Source organism: Imperialibacter sp. (genome assembly GCF_040222385.1).
Classification (GTDB): Bacteria; Bacteroidota; Bacteroidia; order Cytophagales; family Cyclobacteriaceae; genus Imperialibacter.
Genome location: NZ_JAVKDF010000039.1, coordinates 141,196 through 154,430, shown reverse-complemented (window position 1 = coordinate 154,430; position 13,235 = coordinate 141,196). Strand labels below are relative to the sequence as shown.

At 47.3% G+C, this 13,235-nt stretch carries 12 protein-coding genes; 7 read left to right on the top strand and 5 right to left on the bottom strand.

Features of this window, described 5'->3' with window-relative positions:
- Nucleotides 1-10 precede the first annotated feature (10 nt).
- A complete protein-coding gene (locus RIG68_RS20415) occupies nt 11-1,381 on the top strand; it encodes a sigma-54-dependent transcriptional regulator (protein WP_350126515.1) in 1,371 nt (456 codons plus the stop codon).
- A complete protein-coding gene (locus RIG68_RS20410) occupies nt 1,371-2,720 on the top strand; it encodes a sensor histidine kinase (protein ID WP_350126512.1) in 1,350 nt (449 codons plus the stop codon). The genes RIG68_RS20415 and RIG68_RS20410 overlap by 11 nt, the downstream gene beginning before the upstream one ends.
- Before the next feature lie 2 nt (nt 2,721-2,722).
- Here RIG68_RS20410 and RIG68_RS20405 read toward each other — a convergent pair whose 3' ends face one another.
- Together RIG68_RS20405 and RIG68_RS20400 are read right to left on the bottom strand one after the other, a co-directional pair.
- A complete protein-coding gene (locus RIG68_RS20405; RefSeq protein ID WP_350075259.1) occupies nt 2,723-2,983 on the bottom strand; it encodes a Txe/YoeB family addiction module toxin in 261 nt (86 codons plus the stop codon).
- Nucleotides 2,974-3,174, bottom strand: a complete 201-nt coding sequence (locus RIG68_RS20400; protein ID WP_350075261.1) for a DUF2683 family protein — start codon at nt 3,172-3,174, stop codon at nt 2,974-2,976. The genes RIG68_RS20405 and RIG68_RS20400 overlap by 10 nt, the downstream gene beginning before the upstream one ends.
- Nucleotides 3,175-3,190: 16 nt before the next feature.
- On the opposite strand from RIG68_RS20400, the gene RIG68_RS20395 reads away from it, so the two are divergent.
- Together RIG68_RS20395 and RIG68_RS20390 are read left to right on the top strand one after the other, a co-directional pair.
- The gene (locus tag RIG68_RS20395) at nt 3,191-3,412 is read left to right on the top strand and encodes a DJ-1/PfpI family protein (protein WP_350126921.1); all 222 of its coding nucleotides are present in this window, start codon (nt 3,191-3,193) and stop codon (nt 3,410-3,412) included.
- Nucleotides 3,413-3,583: 171 nt separating this feature from the next.
- A complete protein-coding gene (locus RIG68_RS20390) occupies nt 3,584-4,576 on the top strand; it encodes a phosphotransferase enzyme family protein (protein ID WP_350126508.1) in 993 nt (330 codons plus the stop codon).
- A gap of 7 nt (nt 4,577-4,583) precedes the next feature.
- Here the strand turns inward: RIG68_RS20390 and RIG68_RS20385 are convergent, their stop codons facing one another.
- Nucleotides 4,584-5,666: a Gfo/Idh/MocA family protein gene (locus tag RIG68_RS20385; RefSeq protein ID WP_350126505.1), complete on the bottom strand. Its 1,083-nt coding sequence runs from the start codon at nt 5,664-5,666 to the stop codon at nt 4,584-4,586.
- Between the two features lie 5 nt (nt 5,667-5,671).
- On the bottom strand, nt 5,672-6,703 hold the full coding sequence (locus RIG68_RS20380) for a galactitol-1-phosphate 5-dehydrogenase (RefSeq protein WP_350126502.1): 1,032 nt from the start codon (nt 6,701-6,703) through the stop codon (nt 5,672-5,674).
- Between the two features lie 234 nt (nt 6,704-6,937).
- Between RIG68_RS20380 and RIG68_RS20375 the strand changes: the two genes are divergently transcribed.
- Both RIG68_RS20375 and RIG68_RS20370 read left to right on the top strand, forming a co-directional pair.
- Nucleotides 6,938-9,886 (top strand): TonB-dependent receptor domain-containing protein, encoded by a 2,949-nt coding sequence (locus RIG68_RS20375; RefSeq protein WP_350126499.1) that lies wholly within the window; start codon nt 6,938-6,940, stop codon nt 9,884-9,886.
- A gap of 67 nt (nt 9,887-9,953) precedes the next feature.
- The gene (locus tag RIG68_RS20370) at nt 9,954-11,159 is read left to right on the top strand and encodes an alpha/beta hydrolase family protein (RefSeq protein ID WP_350126496.1); all 1,206 of its coding nucleotides are present in this window, start codon (nt 9,954-9,956) and stop codon (nt 11,157-11,159) included.
- A gap of 62 nt (nt 11,160-11,221) precedes the next feature.
- Here the strand turns inward: RIG68_RS20370 and RIG68_RS20365 are convergent, their stop codons facing one another.
- Nucleotides 11,222-12,331, bottom strand: a complete 1,110-nt coding sequence (locus RIG68_RS20365) for a fasciclin domain-containing protein (protein WP_350126494.1) — start codon at nt 12,329-12,331, stop codon at nt 11,222-11,224.
- A 266-nt stretch (nt 12,332-12,597) separates the two neighbouring features.
- Here RIG68_RS20365 and RIG68_RS20360 point away from each other — a divergent pair, with 266 nt between their 5' ends.
- Nucleotides 12,598-13,224, top strand: coding sequence for a hypothetical protein (locus tag RIG68_RS20360; RefSeq protein WP_350126491.1), 627 nt, complete (start codon nt 12,598-12,600; stop codon nt 13,222-13,224).
- Nucleotides 13,225-13,235 lie beyond the last annotated feature (11 nt).

Below are 13,235 nucleotides of genomic sequence, written 5' to 3'. Positions count from 1 at the left end.
ATTACTGGTAATGCCGAAGCTCAACGCCAATATACTGATCATTGAAGACGACGAGGACGTGCTCTACACTGCTAAGCTGGTGCTCAAGCAGCGATTTGGTGAGGTGCATACTGAGACAGACCCGAAACGACTGCCAAGGCTATTGGAGAAAACTGCCTTCGACGTGATTCTGCTCGATATGAACTTCTCCCATGGGCAAACAAGCGGGAACGAAGGGCTCTTTTGGCTGAGAGAAATACTTAAGCTTGATCCGCAGGCGCACGTCATTATGAACACCGCCTACGGCGACATCCAGCTGGCGGTTGAAGCCATGAAAATTGGTGCCATCGATTTTCTGGTGAAGCCCTGGGAAAGGGAAAAGCTGATAGCTACCGTCGAAAACGTCTTTCAGCTTTCCCGCTCCAAAAAGGAGGTGCAGAAGCTAAAATCGAGAGAGAAGGTCATCACAGGCGATATTGCCAGGTCATTCCCAGATATGATCAGTCGTTCCGATGTGATGGCTCCTGTGTTTGAAGCGATAGAAAAAGTGGCAAAAACAGACGCCAACGTGCTTATTCTTGGCGAAAACGGAACAGGTAAAGAGCTGGTAGCCAGGGAGGTCTACCGTCAGTCGCTCCGGGCAAAGGAGCCTTTCATTAAAGTAGACCTGGGCTCGTTGGCAGAAAGCCTCTTCGAATCGGAGCTGTTTGGGCACAAAAAGGGTGCCTTTACCGATGCCAAAGAAGACAGGCAGGGACGGCTGGAAATAGCGTCGGGAGGCACGCTGTTTTTGGATGAAATTGGCAACCTGACCACCACCCAGCAGTCCAAGCTACTCACGGTACTACAGGCCCGGCAGGTGACACCGATCGGCTCGAATCGTCCGGTCGATATTGATATAAGGCTAATTTCAGCCACCAATATCCGAATAGATGAAATGATTGAAAGTGGTGATTTTCGACAAGATCTGTTGTATCGGATCAACACGGTAGAGATTACGCTGCCTCCTCTTCGGTCACGGATCGGCGACGTGGCATTACTGGCGGAGCACTATCTTAACTCGTACGCCAGTAAATACAACAAGCGGCAGCTGTCACTGAACAAGTCAGCGTTAAAAAAACTAGACCAATATCCCTGGCCGGGCAACATCCGTGAGCTGCAACATACGATGGAAAGAGCGGTGATCATGGCCGACACCACTGAGCTGACTGCCGATGATTTCCCGCTCGACAAAAAGCCTCAGCCCGCCATGATCAACGAAGTGCTTCAGAAAGATGAAATGGAAAAGCAGCTTATCCAAAAAGCCATCAAAAAATGGGAAGGTAACCTGACCAAAGCCGCCGACGAAATGGGCATGGGCCGCACCACGCTGTACCGCAAAATGAAGAAGTATGGTTTTTGACAGGTTTCGCTGGCAGGTCATCGTCCGTATTGCACTGATCCTGGTGCTGGGCTACGCAGGCATGTACATCATTATCAGCACCGATTTCTGGCTGGCTGGCTGCTGGCTGATGTTGTTTACTGCCATTGCCACGGTATCCTTGTTTCGCTATGTGGAAATCTACCGGAGGGAGCTCTACAATTTCCTTTCTGCTATCAAACAGGGCGATTTCACCAATTCCTTTTCCGGCCACACCGCCCGCTTCCGGGTCGACGACCTGAAGTTTGCCTATTCCGAAATCATCAGGGTCTTCCATCAGCTAAGCTCCGAGCGGGAGTCGCAATACCTTTTTCTTCAAACCATTGTGGAGCATGTGAGGGTGGCCCTTGTTGTAGCCGACCCAAAAGGCGAAGTGCTGATCTACAATCGATCGTTTACAGAGCTTACGGGCAAGAAGTTTATTAAAAACATGGGCTCTCTTCGCAATGTTGACGAAGCCTTTTACGACACCATCGACGCTTTGGAGCCGGGCCAGCGCATTCTCACCAAGCTGCTACACAAAGAGCTTTACAACCTGTCCGTTCAGTGCTCATCTATTACCGTAAAGAACACCCAATACCGCATTATCTCCTTTCAGGACATCAGGAACGAGCTGGAGGAAAGAGAACTCGACTCATGGCAGAAACTAATTAGGGTATTGACCCACGAAATCATGAATTCAGCGATTCCCATCTCCACGCTCACATCGGTTATCAGGGAAATGCTCGAAGACGAGGCAGGTCAGCCTCTGCCTCTTTCAGCGTTGGATGACGAGTCGGCGAAGGACGTTGTAGACAGCCTGAAAACGATAGAAAACCGCAGTAAAGGTCTCGTGAGGTTTGTAGAAGCCTACCGCAGTTTGACAAATATTCAGCCTCCCAGGTTTGAAAAAATAAAAGTATCAACGCTGTTTGGCGAAGTTGAAAAACTCTTTTTGATGGACTTTGATAAAAAGGAGATCAAGCTGGAGACCGAGACCTTGTCGGCCGGGCTGGAAATAACCATCGACAAAGACCTGTTTGAGCAGGTATTGATCAACCTCGTAAAAAACGCTGGTGAAGCAGTGGAAGCAGTCGCTTCTCCCCTTATCAAAATGAGCGCAACGCAAGATAACGGGACTGTTATCATCTCAATATCAGACAATGGCCCTGGTATTCCAGCCGACATCCTGGATAACATTTTCGTGCCTTTCTACACAACAAAAAAGCAGGGTTCAGGCATTGGCCTCAGCCTTAGTCGGCAGATAATCAGGCTGCACAAAGGGACGTTAACTGTGAATACTGAATTGGGGAAAGGGACTAGCTTTGTGGTGAGGGTATAGGCTTACTTGTAATGTCCCCTTAAAGAATAAATGTAAATGAGGTCATTCTCGATTGTATAAACAAGCCGGTGCTCCGCATTGATTCTTCTCGACCATTTTCCAGAAAGATTGTGCCTCAATGGTTCTGGCTTACCAATTCCTTGAAATGGATCAACCTGGATAGCTTTAACCAAAATAGTTATTCGCTGCTGGATTTTCTTGTTTCCAGATTTCTTCCAAAAAGCAAGGTCAAGAATGGCCTCTGGAAGGTAAATTACTTCCATAAATCATCTGTGTCGATCTTGACACCCTTTCCTTCTTTCAAGTCATTGTCTCCTTTCATGATTTTGGAAACGAATTCAGGGTTATACTGCCCAGCGTCCTTTTCTTCAAAGGAAATCTTCAAAGCCTTCATGAAAGCTTTTAAGGCAACTAATTTCTCCTTGTTATCTGGATATGCTATTACTTGACTCATGTTACAAAGATAAGAAATTCGGAAATCAATATTCCAAGCCGAATCATTCAAAGGAAGGAAACTCACCGCATACCCAGCCGTGGGGCCAGAAGTAACTATCGCTGGTGGGGAATTCCAGAATATCCCAGTGGATGGTGCTTATGTAGACGGCAACCTGGTAACAGCTCCTGCGTGGCCTGCCCACCCTGCTTTCATTAGAGAGTTTCTAAAGGTAATGGGCGCTAAGGTTGCTATCTAAGGAACAGCGACCGACTAAAGGAAGAAAAGGAGATGACTAAATAGCCACCTCCTTTTTTATGGTTTTTGTCGCCAGACAATAGTTTTCATACAAAGGAAAAGTCAACCATGAGCATTGCGGGCGGAAAGTTTTATTTAGTTTTGTTCCCCATTTTTAAACTTCCTTCACCCAATGAGCTCGCTCTTCCCAACCAGCTATTCTACCCTTTCGGCTTCTGCTTTGGGGTATTACATTGCAAAAGCTTATCACTGGTCGGTGGTGCAATGTGAGTTGCTGCTGAGAGGTGTAGGCGACACTTATCTGATTCAAGTCTCGAACCAAAAGTATATCCTAAGAATTTACCGTCACGATATCCGTTCTTATGAACAGGTGGCCGCTGAAGTCGAATTGCTTTTACAGGTAAAAGCTGCCGGAGTACCTGCTTCAATTCCGATAGCAGATACCGAAGGACGCCACATCCATACCTTTGAGGCTGCTGAGGGAAAGAAATATGGTGTTTTGTTTTCCTACGCTGCCGGTCAATTTGTGTCGGTGTTGGATGACAACCAGCTCAAGACATTAGGCTTTGAAATGGCAAGGTTCCATGAGGTATCGACTAACCTGATGCTTACCTACCCCCGCTGGACATTCGATATTGAAACGACATTGCAGCAACCCATAAAAGCCATCCAACCCTACCTTGGGGCCGAAAGCGAAGATTACCGCTGGCTCGAACAGGCAGCAAATAAAGCGTCAACAGCAATCAAAAATGTAGACGACACATCATTCTCCAAAGGCTACTGCCACTACGACTTCATGCCCAAAAACTTCCACATCGACGACAACGGGCAGTTCACCTTTTTCGACTTCGACTTTATGGGATATGGCTGGCTGGTGAACGACATTATGACTTTCAAGGTCAGTCTGGATTTGGACGTGCAATACGGCAAGCTAAAACGACACGCCGCCGATGCAGCCTTCGCTACCTTTCTAAATGCTTACCAGTCGCACAAAACCGTGAGCGAGGCGGAGCTTAGCATGATTCCGCACCTGTCGCTGGGTTTCTGGCTTTTCTATCTAGGGTTTTACACCACCCACGACCAATTTCTGCCATTGCTACAGCATCCTCACCTGGGGAGAAGGGTGCAGATGATCAGACAAATGATGCAGCCGTACGGCTACTGACCAGTTGCTATAGCGGCCACTTGATCTCCTTTCCCTCTTTCATTGACCGGTAGATGGCCGTAAATATCTCGACAGTTTTTCTACCCTCTTTTCCATCTACCATTGGCGGTCTGTCATTGATGATCGCATCCACGAAGTCCTGGTTCTGGGCCCTGATGAAGTATTCAATCGGATCCTCTCTGTGAAACAAGTCGACATCTTCTTTTTCCCACTGTGCCACCAGGCTTTCTTCCCCGGGCACGGTCCAAAGGTCGGTTTTGGGTGGTTCCTGCACTTTTGAAATCCCTGCGATGAACATGGCCCCACCGTCTGTTTGCACACCTACTGAAGCACCATTGGAGCCATGAACATGCACTTTACCGTAGAGGCCGGGCTTCTGCGAATTGCTCAGAATCAAGTTAGCGATACCGCCTCCCTTGAACTTAATGATAGCAACCGCCGTGTCGTCTACTTCAATGTAGGGGTGATTAATATTGTTCCATACGCCGTACAGCGATTCCATTTCTCCGCCCATATACCATTGCAGCAAGTCGATTTGGTGCGGGGCTTGGTTCACCAGCACACCGCCACCCTCATGCTCCCAGCTACCTCTCCAGGGGTCGCTTTTATAGTATTCTTCGCCCCGCCAGCCCAGCAACTGAGCTATTCCCAGCGCAGGTGTACCTATCTTTCCAGCGTCAATGGCCTTTCTGATTCTCTGTGAAGCGGGCAATATGCGGCGTTGGCTCACCATGCCCAGCTTTTTGCCATATTTTTTTGAAGCCGCAATCATTGCATCGCAATCTTCCAGCGTAGAAGCCAGCGGTTTCTCTACCAGCACATGAGCACCCCCGCTCATGGCCGCTTCCACCGCCTCAAGGTGGTTAGGGTGAGGCGAACAAACGGTAACCATCTCCAGCTTTTCAGCCGCAACCATGTCGGCAATATCCTGATAGGCTTTGGCTCCATACTTCCCGGCAAAAGCCTCGCCCCTTTCCTTGCGTCGGCTATGAATCGCCATAAGACTGGCATTTTTGATATTCATAATGCCATCGGCATGCATGCCTGCGGCTTTTCCACTTCCAACTACTCCTACTCTAATTTTCTCCATTTTTCTTAGGGCTTTAGCATCACTTTCATGAGGCCTTTTTCTTTATTGTATAATCGATCAAACCAGGCGGCACCTTCGGATAAAGGAGCCTCCGCCGATAAAATACTTGTTACATCCAGGCGACCGGAAGCGATCAAGTCCAGCACCGCAGGATATTCGCCATTAATGGCGCACGATCCCTGCACTCTTATCTCCCGGGTTACCACCGACTGCACAGGAAAATTGATCGTGGGTGTTACGTTGCCAATCAGCGTCACTTTGCCTCCTTTGCGAACAGCAGAGATACAGGTATTCACACTGTCCTCCTCTCCTACCACCTCAAAGACTACATCTGCCCCACGTCCGTCGGTCAAGCCTTTCACTGTTTCCATCAACTTTGGATCATTCGGCAGAAAGGCGTGGTCGGCGCCAAGCTTCCTGGCCAGCTCCAGCTTAAAGTCGTCGATATCGACAGCAATCACCTTCCGGCAGCCTCTGATTTTCAGCAGCTGAAGCACAAAGGAGCCCACCATTCCTACTCCCACTACCACCACGATATCGGTCATGGAGGGTTGGGTGATTTCGATGCCATGAAGCGCTACCCCCGCTGGTTCCACAAAAGCAGCCTGTGTGTATGAGATAGCGTCGGGAAGCTTATAAAGAATGTGGTCAGGCAAGACCACATATTCTGCGAAGGCACCATCTTTTCGGAAATCTGGTGTAGACACGCCCACCACCATTTTGCCATCACTGAGCTGGTAATGACCTTGCCGGGTAAACCAGTCATCTTTCTTAAAAATGGTAGAATCGAAAGTGACCCTATCGCCTGCCTTCCAGTTGGTAACATCGCTCCCCACCGCTGCTATTTCGCCAGCAGCCTCATGCCCCATGATAACGGGTGGAAGCCTTCTTCCAGTGCTGCCATCCATGCCATGAACATCGCTGCCACATATTCCGGCAGCTTTTACTCTCACCAGCACTTCGTTGTCGGCGATCTTCGGGTCGGCTACTTCCTTATAAGTAAATTGATTGTAAGCTTCCAGCACAAGGGCTTTCATTGCAAGGGGTGTTTAATGAGTTCATAAGTTAAGGCAATTACCCATCAAGAGGCAATCCGTGTGTCACATTTTGCCGGGTCGATAGCTCAAGTTTGTGCAATAGTTATATCTTTATTATTGCCAGCCTGGACAAGCTTACAGATTAGGTCCTATTTTAAAAGGCCCATACAGAGAATCACTTTGCCAAATTCTCAAAAAAAGATTTAGATTTAAGGATTAGCTAAACATGACCCTATGAATAAGACTACTACTTACTTAAACTTACTATTTCTGTTTTTATTCGCTGCCTCCACGGCGATAGCTCAAACCAGCATTTCGGGCAAAATAACTGATGCCGCCAATGGCGACGGACTTGCCGGTGTCAACATCCTTGTGAAGGGCAAGGTATTGGGTACGGTAACTGACATCAATGGTAACTTCAAACTCAGCGTCGGCGATGCCCCTCCTTTTACACTTCAAATATCCTATATAGGGTATACCACACAGGAGTTTGTGGTGAGCAATGCGGCCATGAGCAATATTGACATCAAGATGCAGGAGCAAACGATGCTCGGGCAGGAGGTGGTGATTTCAGCTTCCCGTGTTGAAGAGAGCATCCTTGAGTCGCCGGTATCAATCGAGAAGATGGACATCCTGGCGGTGCAGTCGACCGCTTCTGACAACTACTACAAAGGCATTGCTGCACTAAAAGGTGTGGACGTTACCAGCAGTAGCATCAACTTCCAAATCATCAATACCAGAGGGTTTGCCAACACCGGTAACACCAGATTTGTGCAGCTCACCGACGGTATGGACACACAAGCACCAGCGCTTAACTTCCCTATTGGCAACTTAAATGGCCCTTCGGAACTAGACGTAGAAAGTGTGGAGCTGATTCCAGGAGCCTCCTCTGCGTTATATGGCCCTAACGCCTTCAATGGCATACTTCTCGTGAACAGTAAAAGCCCCTTCGAGTATCAGGGGTTGAGCGCCTTCTCAAAAGTGGGTGTCAACCACCTGGGAGGCGGGGAAAAATCAGGTCATGACGCCGCCCCACTTTATGAAGGTGCCCTTCGTTACGCTAAGTCATTTGATAATAAGTTCGCCTTCAAAGTAAACCTGGCCTACAGCAAAGCCGAGGACTGGCACGGCACCAGCGATGTAGACAGGGAAATAGCCAGAACACCCGAAGGTTTTACGTCCAATCCAGGATCGGATCGGCTGCACTATATGGGGGACGAAGCATCGATTAACCTCGCTATTTTCCCTCTCAGCGCCAACTGGAATGTGCTGGCCAGAAATGCCGTATTTGAGCCAGGAGTTTCTGCCCAAACCTATGCCGCAGCTGGCGACCTTCCTAGTAATGTAGTGTCGGTTACTCCGTACAAAGAAGTTGATCTCATCGATTACGGCGCCGAAAATAAGAAAGCCAGCATAGGGCTTTTCTACCGGCTTAACGATAGAATGGAATTGAGTTACCTGTTCAACGGAGGCTGGGGAACAAGTATCTACACTGGTGCCCAAAGGTATTCGCTAAACAACTTCGGCATAATGCAGCACCGCCTGCAGTTGAGAGGTGACAATTTTTATGTGCGTGCCTATACAACCAGAGAGAACTCAGGCGATTCATATATCACTGAGTTTTTGGCAAAAAGGGTCAACGACCTGGCTGCTGCTAGGGTCAATCCCAATTTTGATGTTTCTAGCGCCTTAGGCAATTATGGTATAGAATACCTTAGATATCTGTACAATTCAGGTTACGCTCCGGGCGACGTCAATGCGCTATCTGATGCTGAAAGGATTCAGGTGCAGCAGGCGGGCCATGCCTACGCAAGGGGTGTTTTCAACGATCTTTTTGTCCTTGATCCTAATTCAAAGGAATTTCAGGACATAAAGAAAAGGGCTTTGGTTGGTGTGGTTCCAAAAGGGCCGGGATTCAACGACCGCACCAACCTATACCATGCAGAAGCTCAGTACGACTTCAAAAACGAGATCGACTTTATGGAACTGCAGGTCGGCGCCAGCTACAGGTTATATGAGCTCAATTCTGGCGGAACCATTTTTGATGATGCAGATGCGCCTATCACCATTGCAGAGCAAGGCATTTACACGCAGTTTGGCAAGTGGATAGGTGAACGCAAAGTGAAACTGTCAGGCTCTGTTCGCTACGACAAAAACCAGAACTTCAAAGGGCGAGTGAACCCGAGGCTTTCTGCCGTTTGGAAAGTAAAAGAGAATCACAACCTGAGAGCCTCTTTTCAAACTGGCTTCAGAATTCCGACCACGCAGGGGCAGCATATCGACCTTAGCATCATTAGTGCCAGGCTACTGGGGGGGCTCCCAAGATATGCTGAGAAGTACAATCTTACCGAACTGTCAAGCACCGGAGTTCCACTGGGTTATGAAGGCTTTTCTGTTCAAAACTACGGGACAGCGGTATTCAATCAAGGGGCGACTTCAGCAGCGATCTTCAACCCTGCCAACATTGCCCTGTTAACGCCGGTAACAACATTCAACCCTGTAAAGCCTGAGCAGGTAAAGTCGTTTGAGATTGGCTACAAAACCCTGATTCAGAATAAGCTGATGATTGATGCGGGCTTCTACTATAATATTTACGATGATTTTATTTCTCAAATACGAGTAAGAAAGGCCACGGCATTTACTGAGGCAACAGCACCTAGCCCAGACCTTGTGGGCACACCCAATTATGCTACAATTCTGAACGGGACCGACCTGAACACTTTTCAGATTTATACCAATATTGATCAAACCGTAACGTCACAGGGCACTGCTATTGGGCTTACCTACAATTTAAGCCGGGGATATACCATTTCAGCCAACCATAGCTGGAATGTGCTGAACGATGTGCCGGAAAACTTCCTTGCGGAGTACAACACGCCAGAGCACAAAGTGAACGTGTCGTTTGCCAACCGCAAGCTTACTGACGTAATTGGCTTCAACGTGGCCATGAGGTGGCAAACTGAGTTCGAATGGCAGTCGTCTTTCGTAGCACCTGCGTTTGGAATGGTGCCTGCTTACACAACAGTCGATGCCCAAATGAGCTTTAAATTGCCCAATATCAAATCAATGCTTAAAGTGGGCGGTTCCAACATACTTAACACCTACTATATCCAGAGCTTAGGCGGTCCCAATATTGGCGCCATCTACTATGTATCGCTCACTTTTGATGAACTAATGAATTAACGTAACAACAATTTGCCCATGAAGGCTGTCTTTAATTTGACAGCCTTTTTTATTTAAGCCCACGACTATGAAAAAGAATTACCTACTCAGTTTCCTGTTTATTCTGTTGCTCGTCATCACCTCGTGCCAAAAAGACGACGACGGAGGGCCATCGGTAAAGTATACCAACCTAAAGGAGGCAACCCCCTTCTTAAGCAGATCCGCTGGAGAGTTGAAGACTTTTGTTGCCGCCGCTGGTATTGACATCCCAACTGACCGGTTTATTTACAGTGTTGACATTTACAAGATCACGTACGAAACAACTTATAAGGGGCAAACAATTACCGCTTCAGGTGTGGTCATTTTGCCTGATACTGAAGAGAAAGTCAGCATGATCAGCTTTCAGCATGGCACCATAGCCTCCAATGCCGAAGCCCCTTCTTCTTCCTCTCTTCAAAGCACTTCTCTCATTCTTTACGCTGCTATGGCGAGTCCAGGATTCATTACGGTCGTTCCTGATTTCATTGGTTTCGGAGCATCGAAGGAGGTTCTACACCCATATTATGTAAAAGAAGCAACTGCAACGGCGGTTGTAGATGCGCTGAAAGCAGCTCACCAGCTGGCACAACAGGAAGGCATTAAGTTCGATACCCAACTTTTTCTTGCAGGTTACTCTCAGGGAGGATATGCAACTATGGCAGCGCAACAGTCCATTGAAAATAATCCCCTCGACGGATTCGATCTACTGGCATCGTTCCCTTCGTCGGGAGGCTACGACGTCAAAGGCATGCAGGAATATTTCTTCGGGCTTGAAACCTACGACAACCCGTTTTTCCTGGCTTATGTGGCGCTGGCTTACCAAACCTACTACGACTGGACAGAACCTTTGTCCAACTTCTTCAACGAGCCTTATGCAACCGAAATACCGACGCTATTTGACGGTAGTAAAAATGGCGGCCAGATTAACGAAGAGCTGAGCTACACAATTACTGATTTGGTACAGAGCGATTTGCTTGAGAACATCGATAGCAATCCGGACTATCAGTATTTGGTGGATGGCTTTAACGACAATGGTCTCACCGACTGGATACCAACTGTTAAAACTTACATGTTTCACGGCACAGCCGATGTAACCGTACCTTATCAGAACTCAGTGGATAGCTATAATAAGCTGATAGAAAATGGAACGCCAACGTCTGTACTCTCTCTGACTCCATTAGAAGGATTTACCCATTACACAGGCGTGGTTCCTTATGTAGAAGCTTTTGTCCCCTTGTTATTGGAATATCAATAAGAGAAAATAAAAAAGGCCGGATGATCCGGCCTTTTCTTTTTGCGCTAATGTTGTTTCCAAAATTATTGCGGTGGAGAAAGTACCCCGGCAATCACATGTACTCGGCCGTTTGAGTTTGTAGCAGCATCCGGTACAACAATCTCAGCATTGAAGCCACTTCCAGTAGCAGGATTGAAATCACTGTTGCTGTCGATGAAAATACCAACTCCTACCTGCTTGTTAGCTGAATTGTAGTAAAAATACAATGGGTTATAGTTGACTCCGTCCTTGGTCAAAGCACTATTATATTTTTTCCCCGTGGTAGAAGCAGTTGCATCTGTCAATGCTGCTGGAGTCACATCTGAAAGAACCACATGATTAGCAATGATTCCATACCATTGTTGGCCTGTAAACGTATTGGCAGTAATCTGTCCTGCAGTAAAAGTTTCATTGGTTGGCGCAAAAACTGTGTGGACAGTGCCTCCAGCAAGGATAGAAGTCAATGTCGGTAGCTCATTTGCAGCTGCGTAAGTATCAGCTAGTTTAATTCCAGCTGCTAAAGTACTAAAGGGAGCGCCTAGTAAAAGCGTGCCTGCATTTGTCCCAAGGATGGGCGTAAGAGAACTGCCCACCGATGGTGGAATCAATACAGTAGCCATTAAATGTACAACGCCATTGGTTGCCTTCAAATCAGCTGAAACAAACTCGATGGCCTGATTAGTAGAACCTGTTTTCAGCGTACCATCGGCATTCACAACAATTGCCTCTGTTTCCGCTGTTGTTACTGAGGTTCCCGCAGTCAAATCGGCTTTCAGCTTGGTGCCGGACACAACATGATAAGACAATACACCTTTTACGATTTCAGGGTTAATGTCTGTGATGTCTTTTGGGAACCCTGGCGTAGCAAGAAGGCTTTTGAAAGCAGTATTACTTGGCGCAAAAAGCGTATATTCAGTAGAGCCGCCCAGCAACTCAATCAGATCAGGATACACACCTAAATACTTAACAAGAGAGTCAAGTGACTCTTCTTCATCGGCTCCAGAGGCCTGCTTGTATTTATCAGAGCTAATCAGCTCCACAATGTCCATTGTTGGCTTCGCTTCTTCATCATCGCCACCGCAACCGGTGAAAACAAGGAGACCAAGCGCCATGGCTGGCAGGCTAAATATCTTCGCCCATTTAAGAATGTTCATTTTCATAACGTGTAGTTTATTGGTTCAAATCGAGATCGAAATATAGCAAGATTATTCAAACAAACGTTTGAAATGTGATAAAATAGTATGCATGACGAGTAGTTTCGTCATTCTACTACACAATAACCGTCACTTCAAGCATTTGTTCACGAGGCCACCAGCCTGAACAACTCAAAACATATCAGTTAAGTCCACTTTCCTTAAAAGTAAGTATTTCACTATCGTTCCTATTTCTTTACCTTGAACATAAACTAATACTAATCATTATGCCGACTATTAATCTGTACACAAGAAAAGACCATTTTAGTAGCAGAGCTACCGCCTCAGCTGCGCCACCCGTCACTGGCGGTACTCCAGTAATTCCCATTGTTGACTTGTACGAGTATGACCTGATGGGAATGCCTGTGTACGCCTTTGCTTATCAGCTAGAAATTCCAGGTTCCAGCTTTGTTCTTACCCCGATGTCAATTCCGGCTTATTTTGAAGAAGCACAGGTTGTGGACGGCGAAAGAGTCGACACACAGGGTCTTTTCCTCGTCAGCATGGGCAACGACCCCACCTACACAAAGGATTTTATCCTCGACAGAAAAATTTTCGGCCCTTATGGTTGCCCAAAACGGGTACTTACGTCAACTACTAACTCAGCCAAAGGGAGGATTGAGGTATTTTTCACTTTCAACAAAATGCGCTTCTACCCTTTCATTCTCCCTGATTTTTCTGTTGGTTATTATGTTTGTGATGGACAGAAAGGCCCAAACAATAGTGAGCCAAGGGGTGCCTGGCGCCCCTACTCACCGGATGAAGACGGCGTGGCGCTTGATGCCCCCGTTACTTACGACCCTACGCTTGGACTATACATCACCAGAGCTGCACATATAGAACCACGGCTCTGAGACCTTGCTCA

What these genes read in the sequence shown, in the direction of transcription:
- RIG68_RS20400 (WP_350075261.1), bottom strand. Translation starts at nt 3,174, where the DNA reads ATGAGTCAAGTAATAGCATATCCAGATAACAAGGAGAAATTAGTTGCC.
- RIG68_RS20415 (WP_350126515.1), top strand. Translation starts at nt 11, where the DNA reads ATGCCGAAGCTCAACGCCAATATACTGATCATTGAAGACGACGAGGAC.
- RIG68_RS20410 (WP_350126512.1), top strand. Translation starts at nt 1,371, where the DNA reads ATGGTTTTTGACAGGTTTCGCTGGCAGGTCATCGTCCGTATTGCACTG.
- RIG68_RS20370 (WP_350126496.1), top strand. Translation starts at nt 9,954, where the DNA reads ATGAAAAAGAATTACCTACTCAGTTTCCTGTTTATTCTGTTGCTCGTC.
- RIG68_RS20380 (WP_350126502.1), bottom strand. Translation starts at nt 6,703, where the DNA reads ATGAAAGCCCTTGTGCTGGAAGCTTACAATCAATTTACTTATAAGGAA.
- RIG68_RS20385 (WP_350126505.1), bottom strand. Translation starts at nt 5,666, where the DNA reads ATGGAGAAAATTAGAGTAGGAGTAGTTGGAAGTGGAAAAGCCGCAGGC.
- RIG68_RS20375 (WP_350126499.1), top strand. Translation starts at nt 6,938, where the DNA reads ATGAATAAGACTACTACTTACTTAAACTTACTATTTCTGTTTTTATTC.
- RIG68_RS20405 (WP_350075259.1), bottom strand. Translation starts at nt 2,983, where the DNA reads ATGGAAGTAATTTACCTTCCAGAGGCCATTCTTGACCTTGCTTTTTGG.
- RIG68_RS20390 (WP_350126508.1), top strand. Translation starts at nt 3,584, where the DNA reads ATGAGCTCGCTCTTCCCAACCAGCTATTCTACCCTTTCGGCTTCTGCT.
- RIG68_RS20365 (WP_350126494.1), bottom strand. Translation starts at nt 12,331, where the DNA reads ATGAACATTCTTAAATGGGCGAAGATATTTAGCCTGCCAGCCATGGCG.
- RIG68_RS20360 (WP_350126491.1), top strand. Translation starts at nt 12,598, where the DNA reads ATGCCGACTATTAATCTGTACACAAGAAAAGACCATTTTAGTAGCAGA.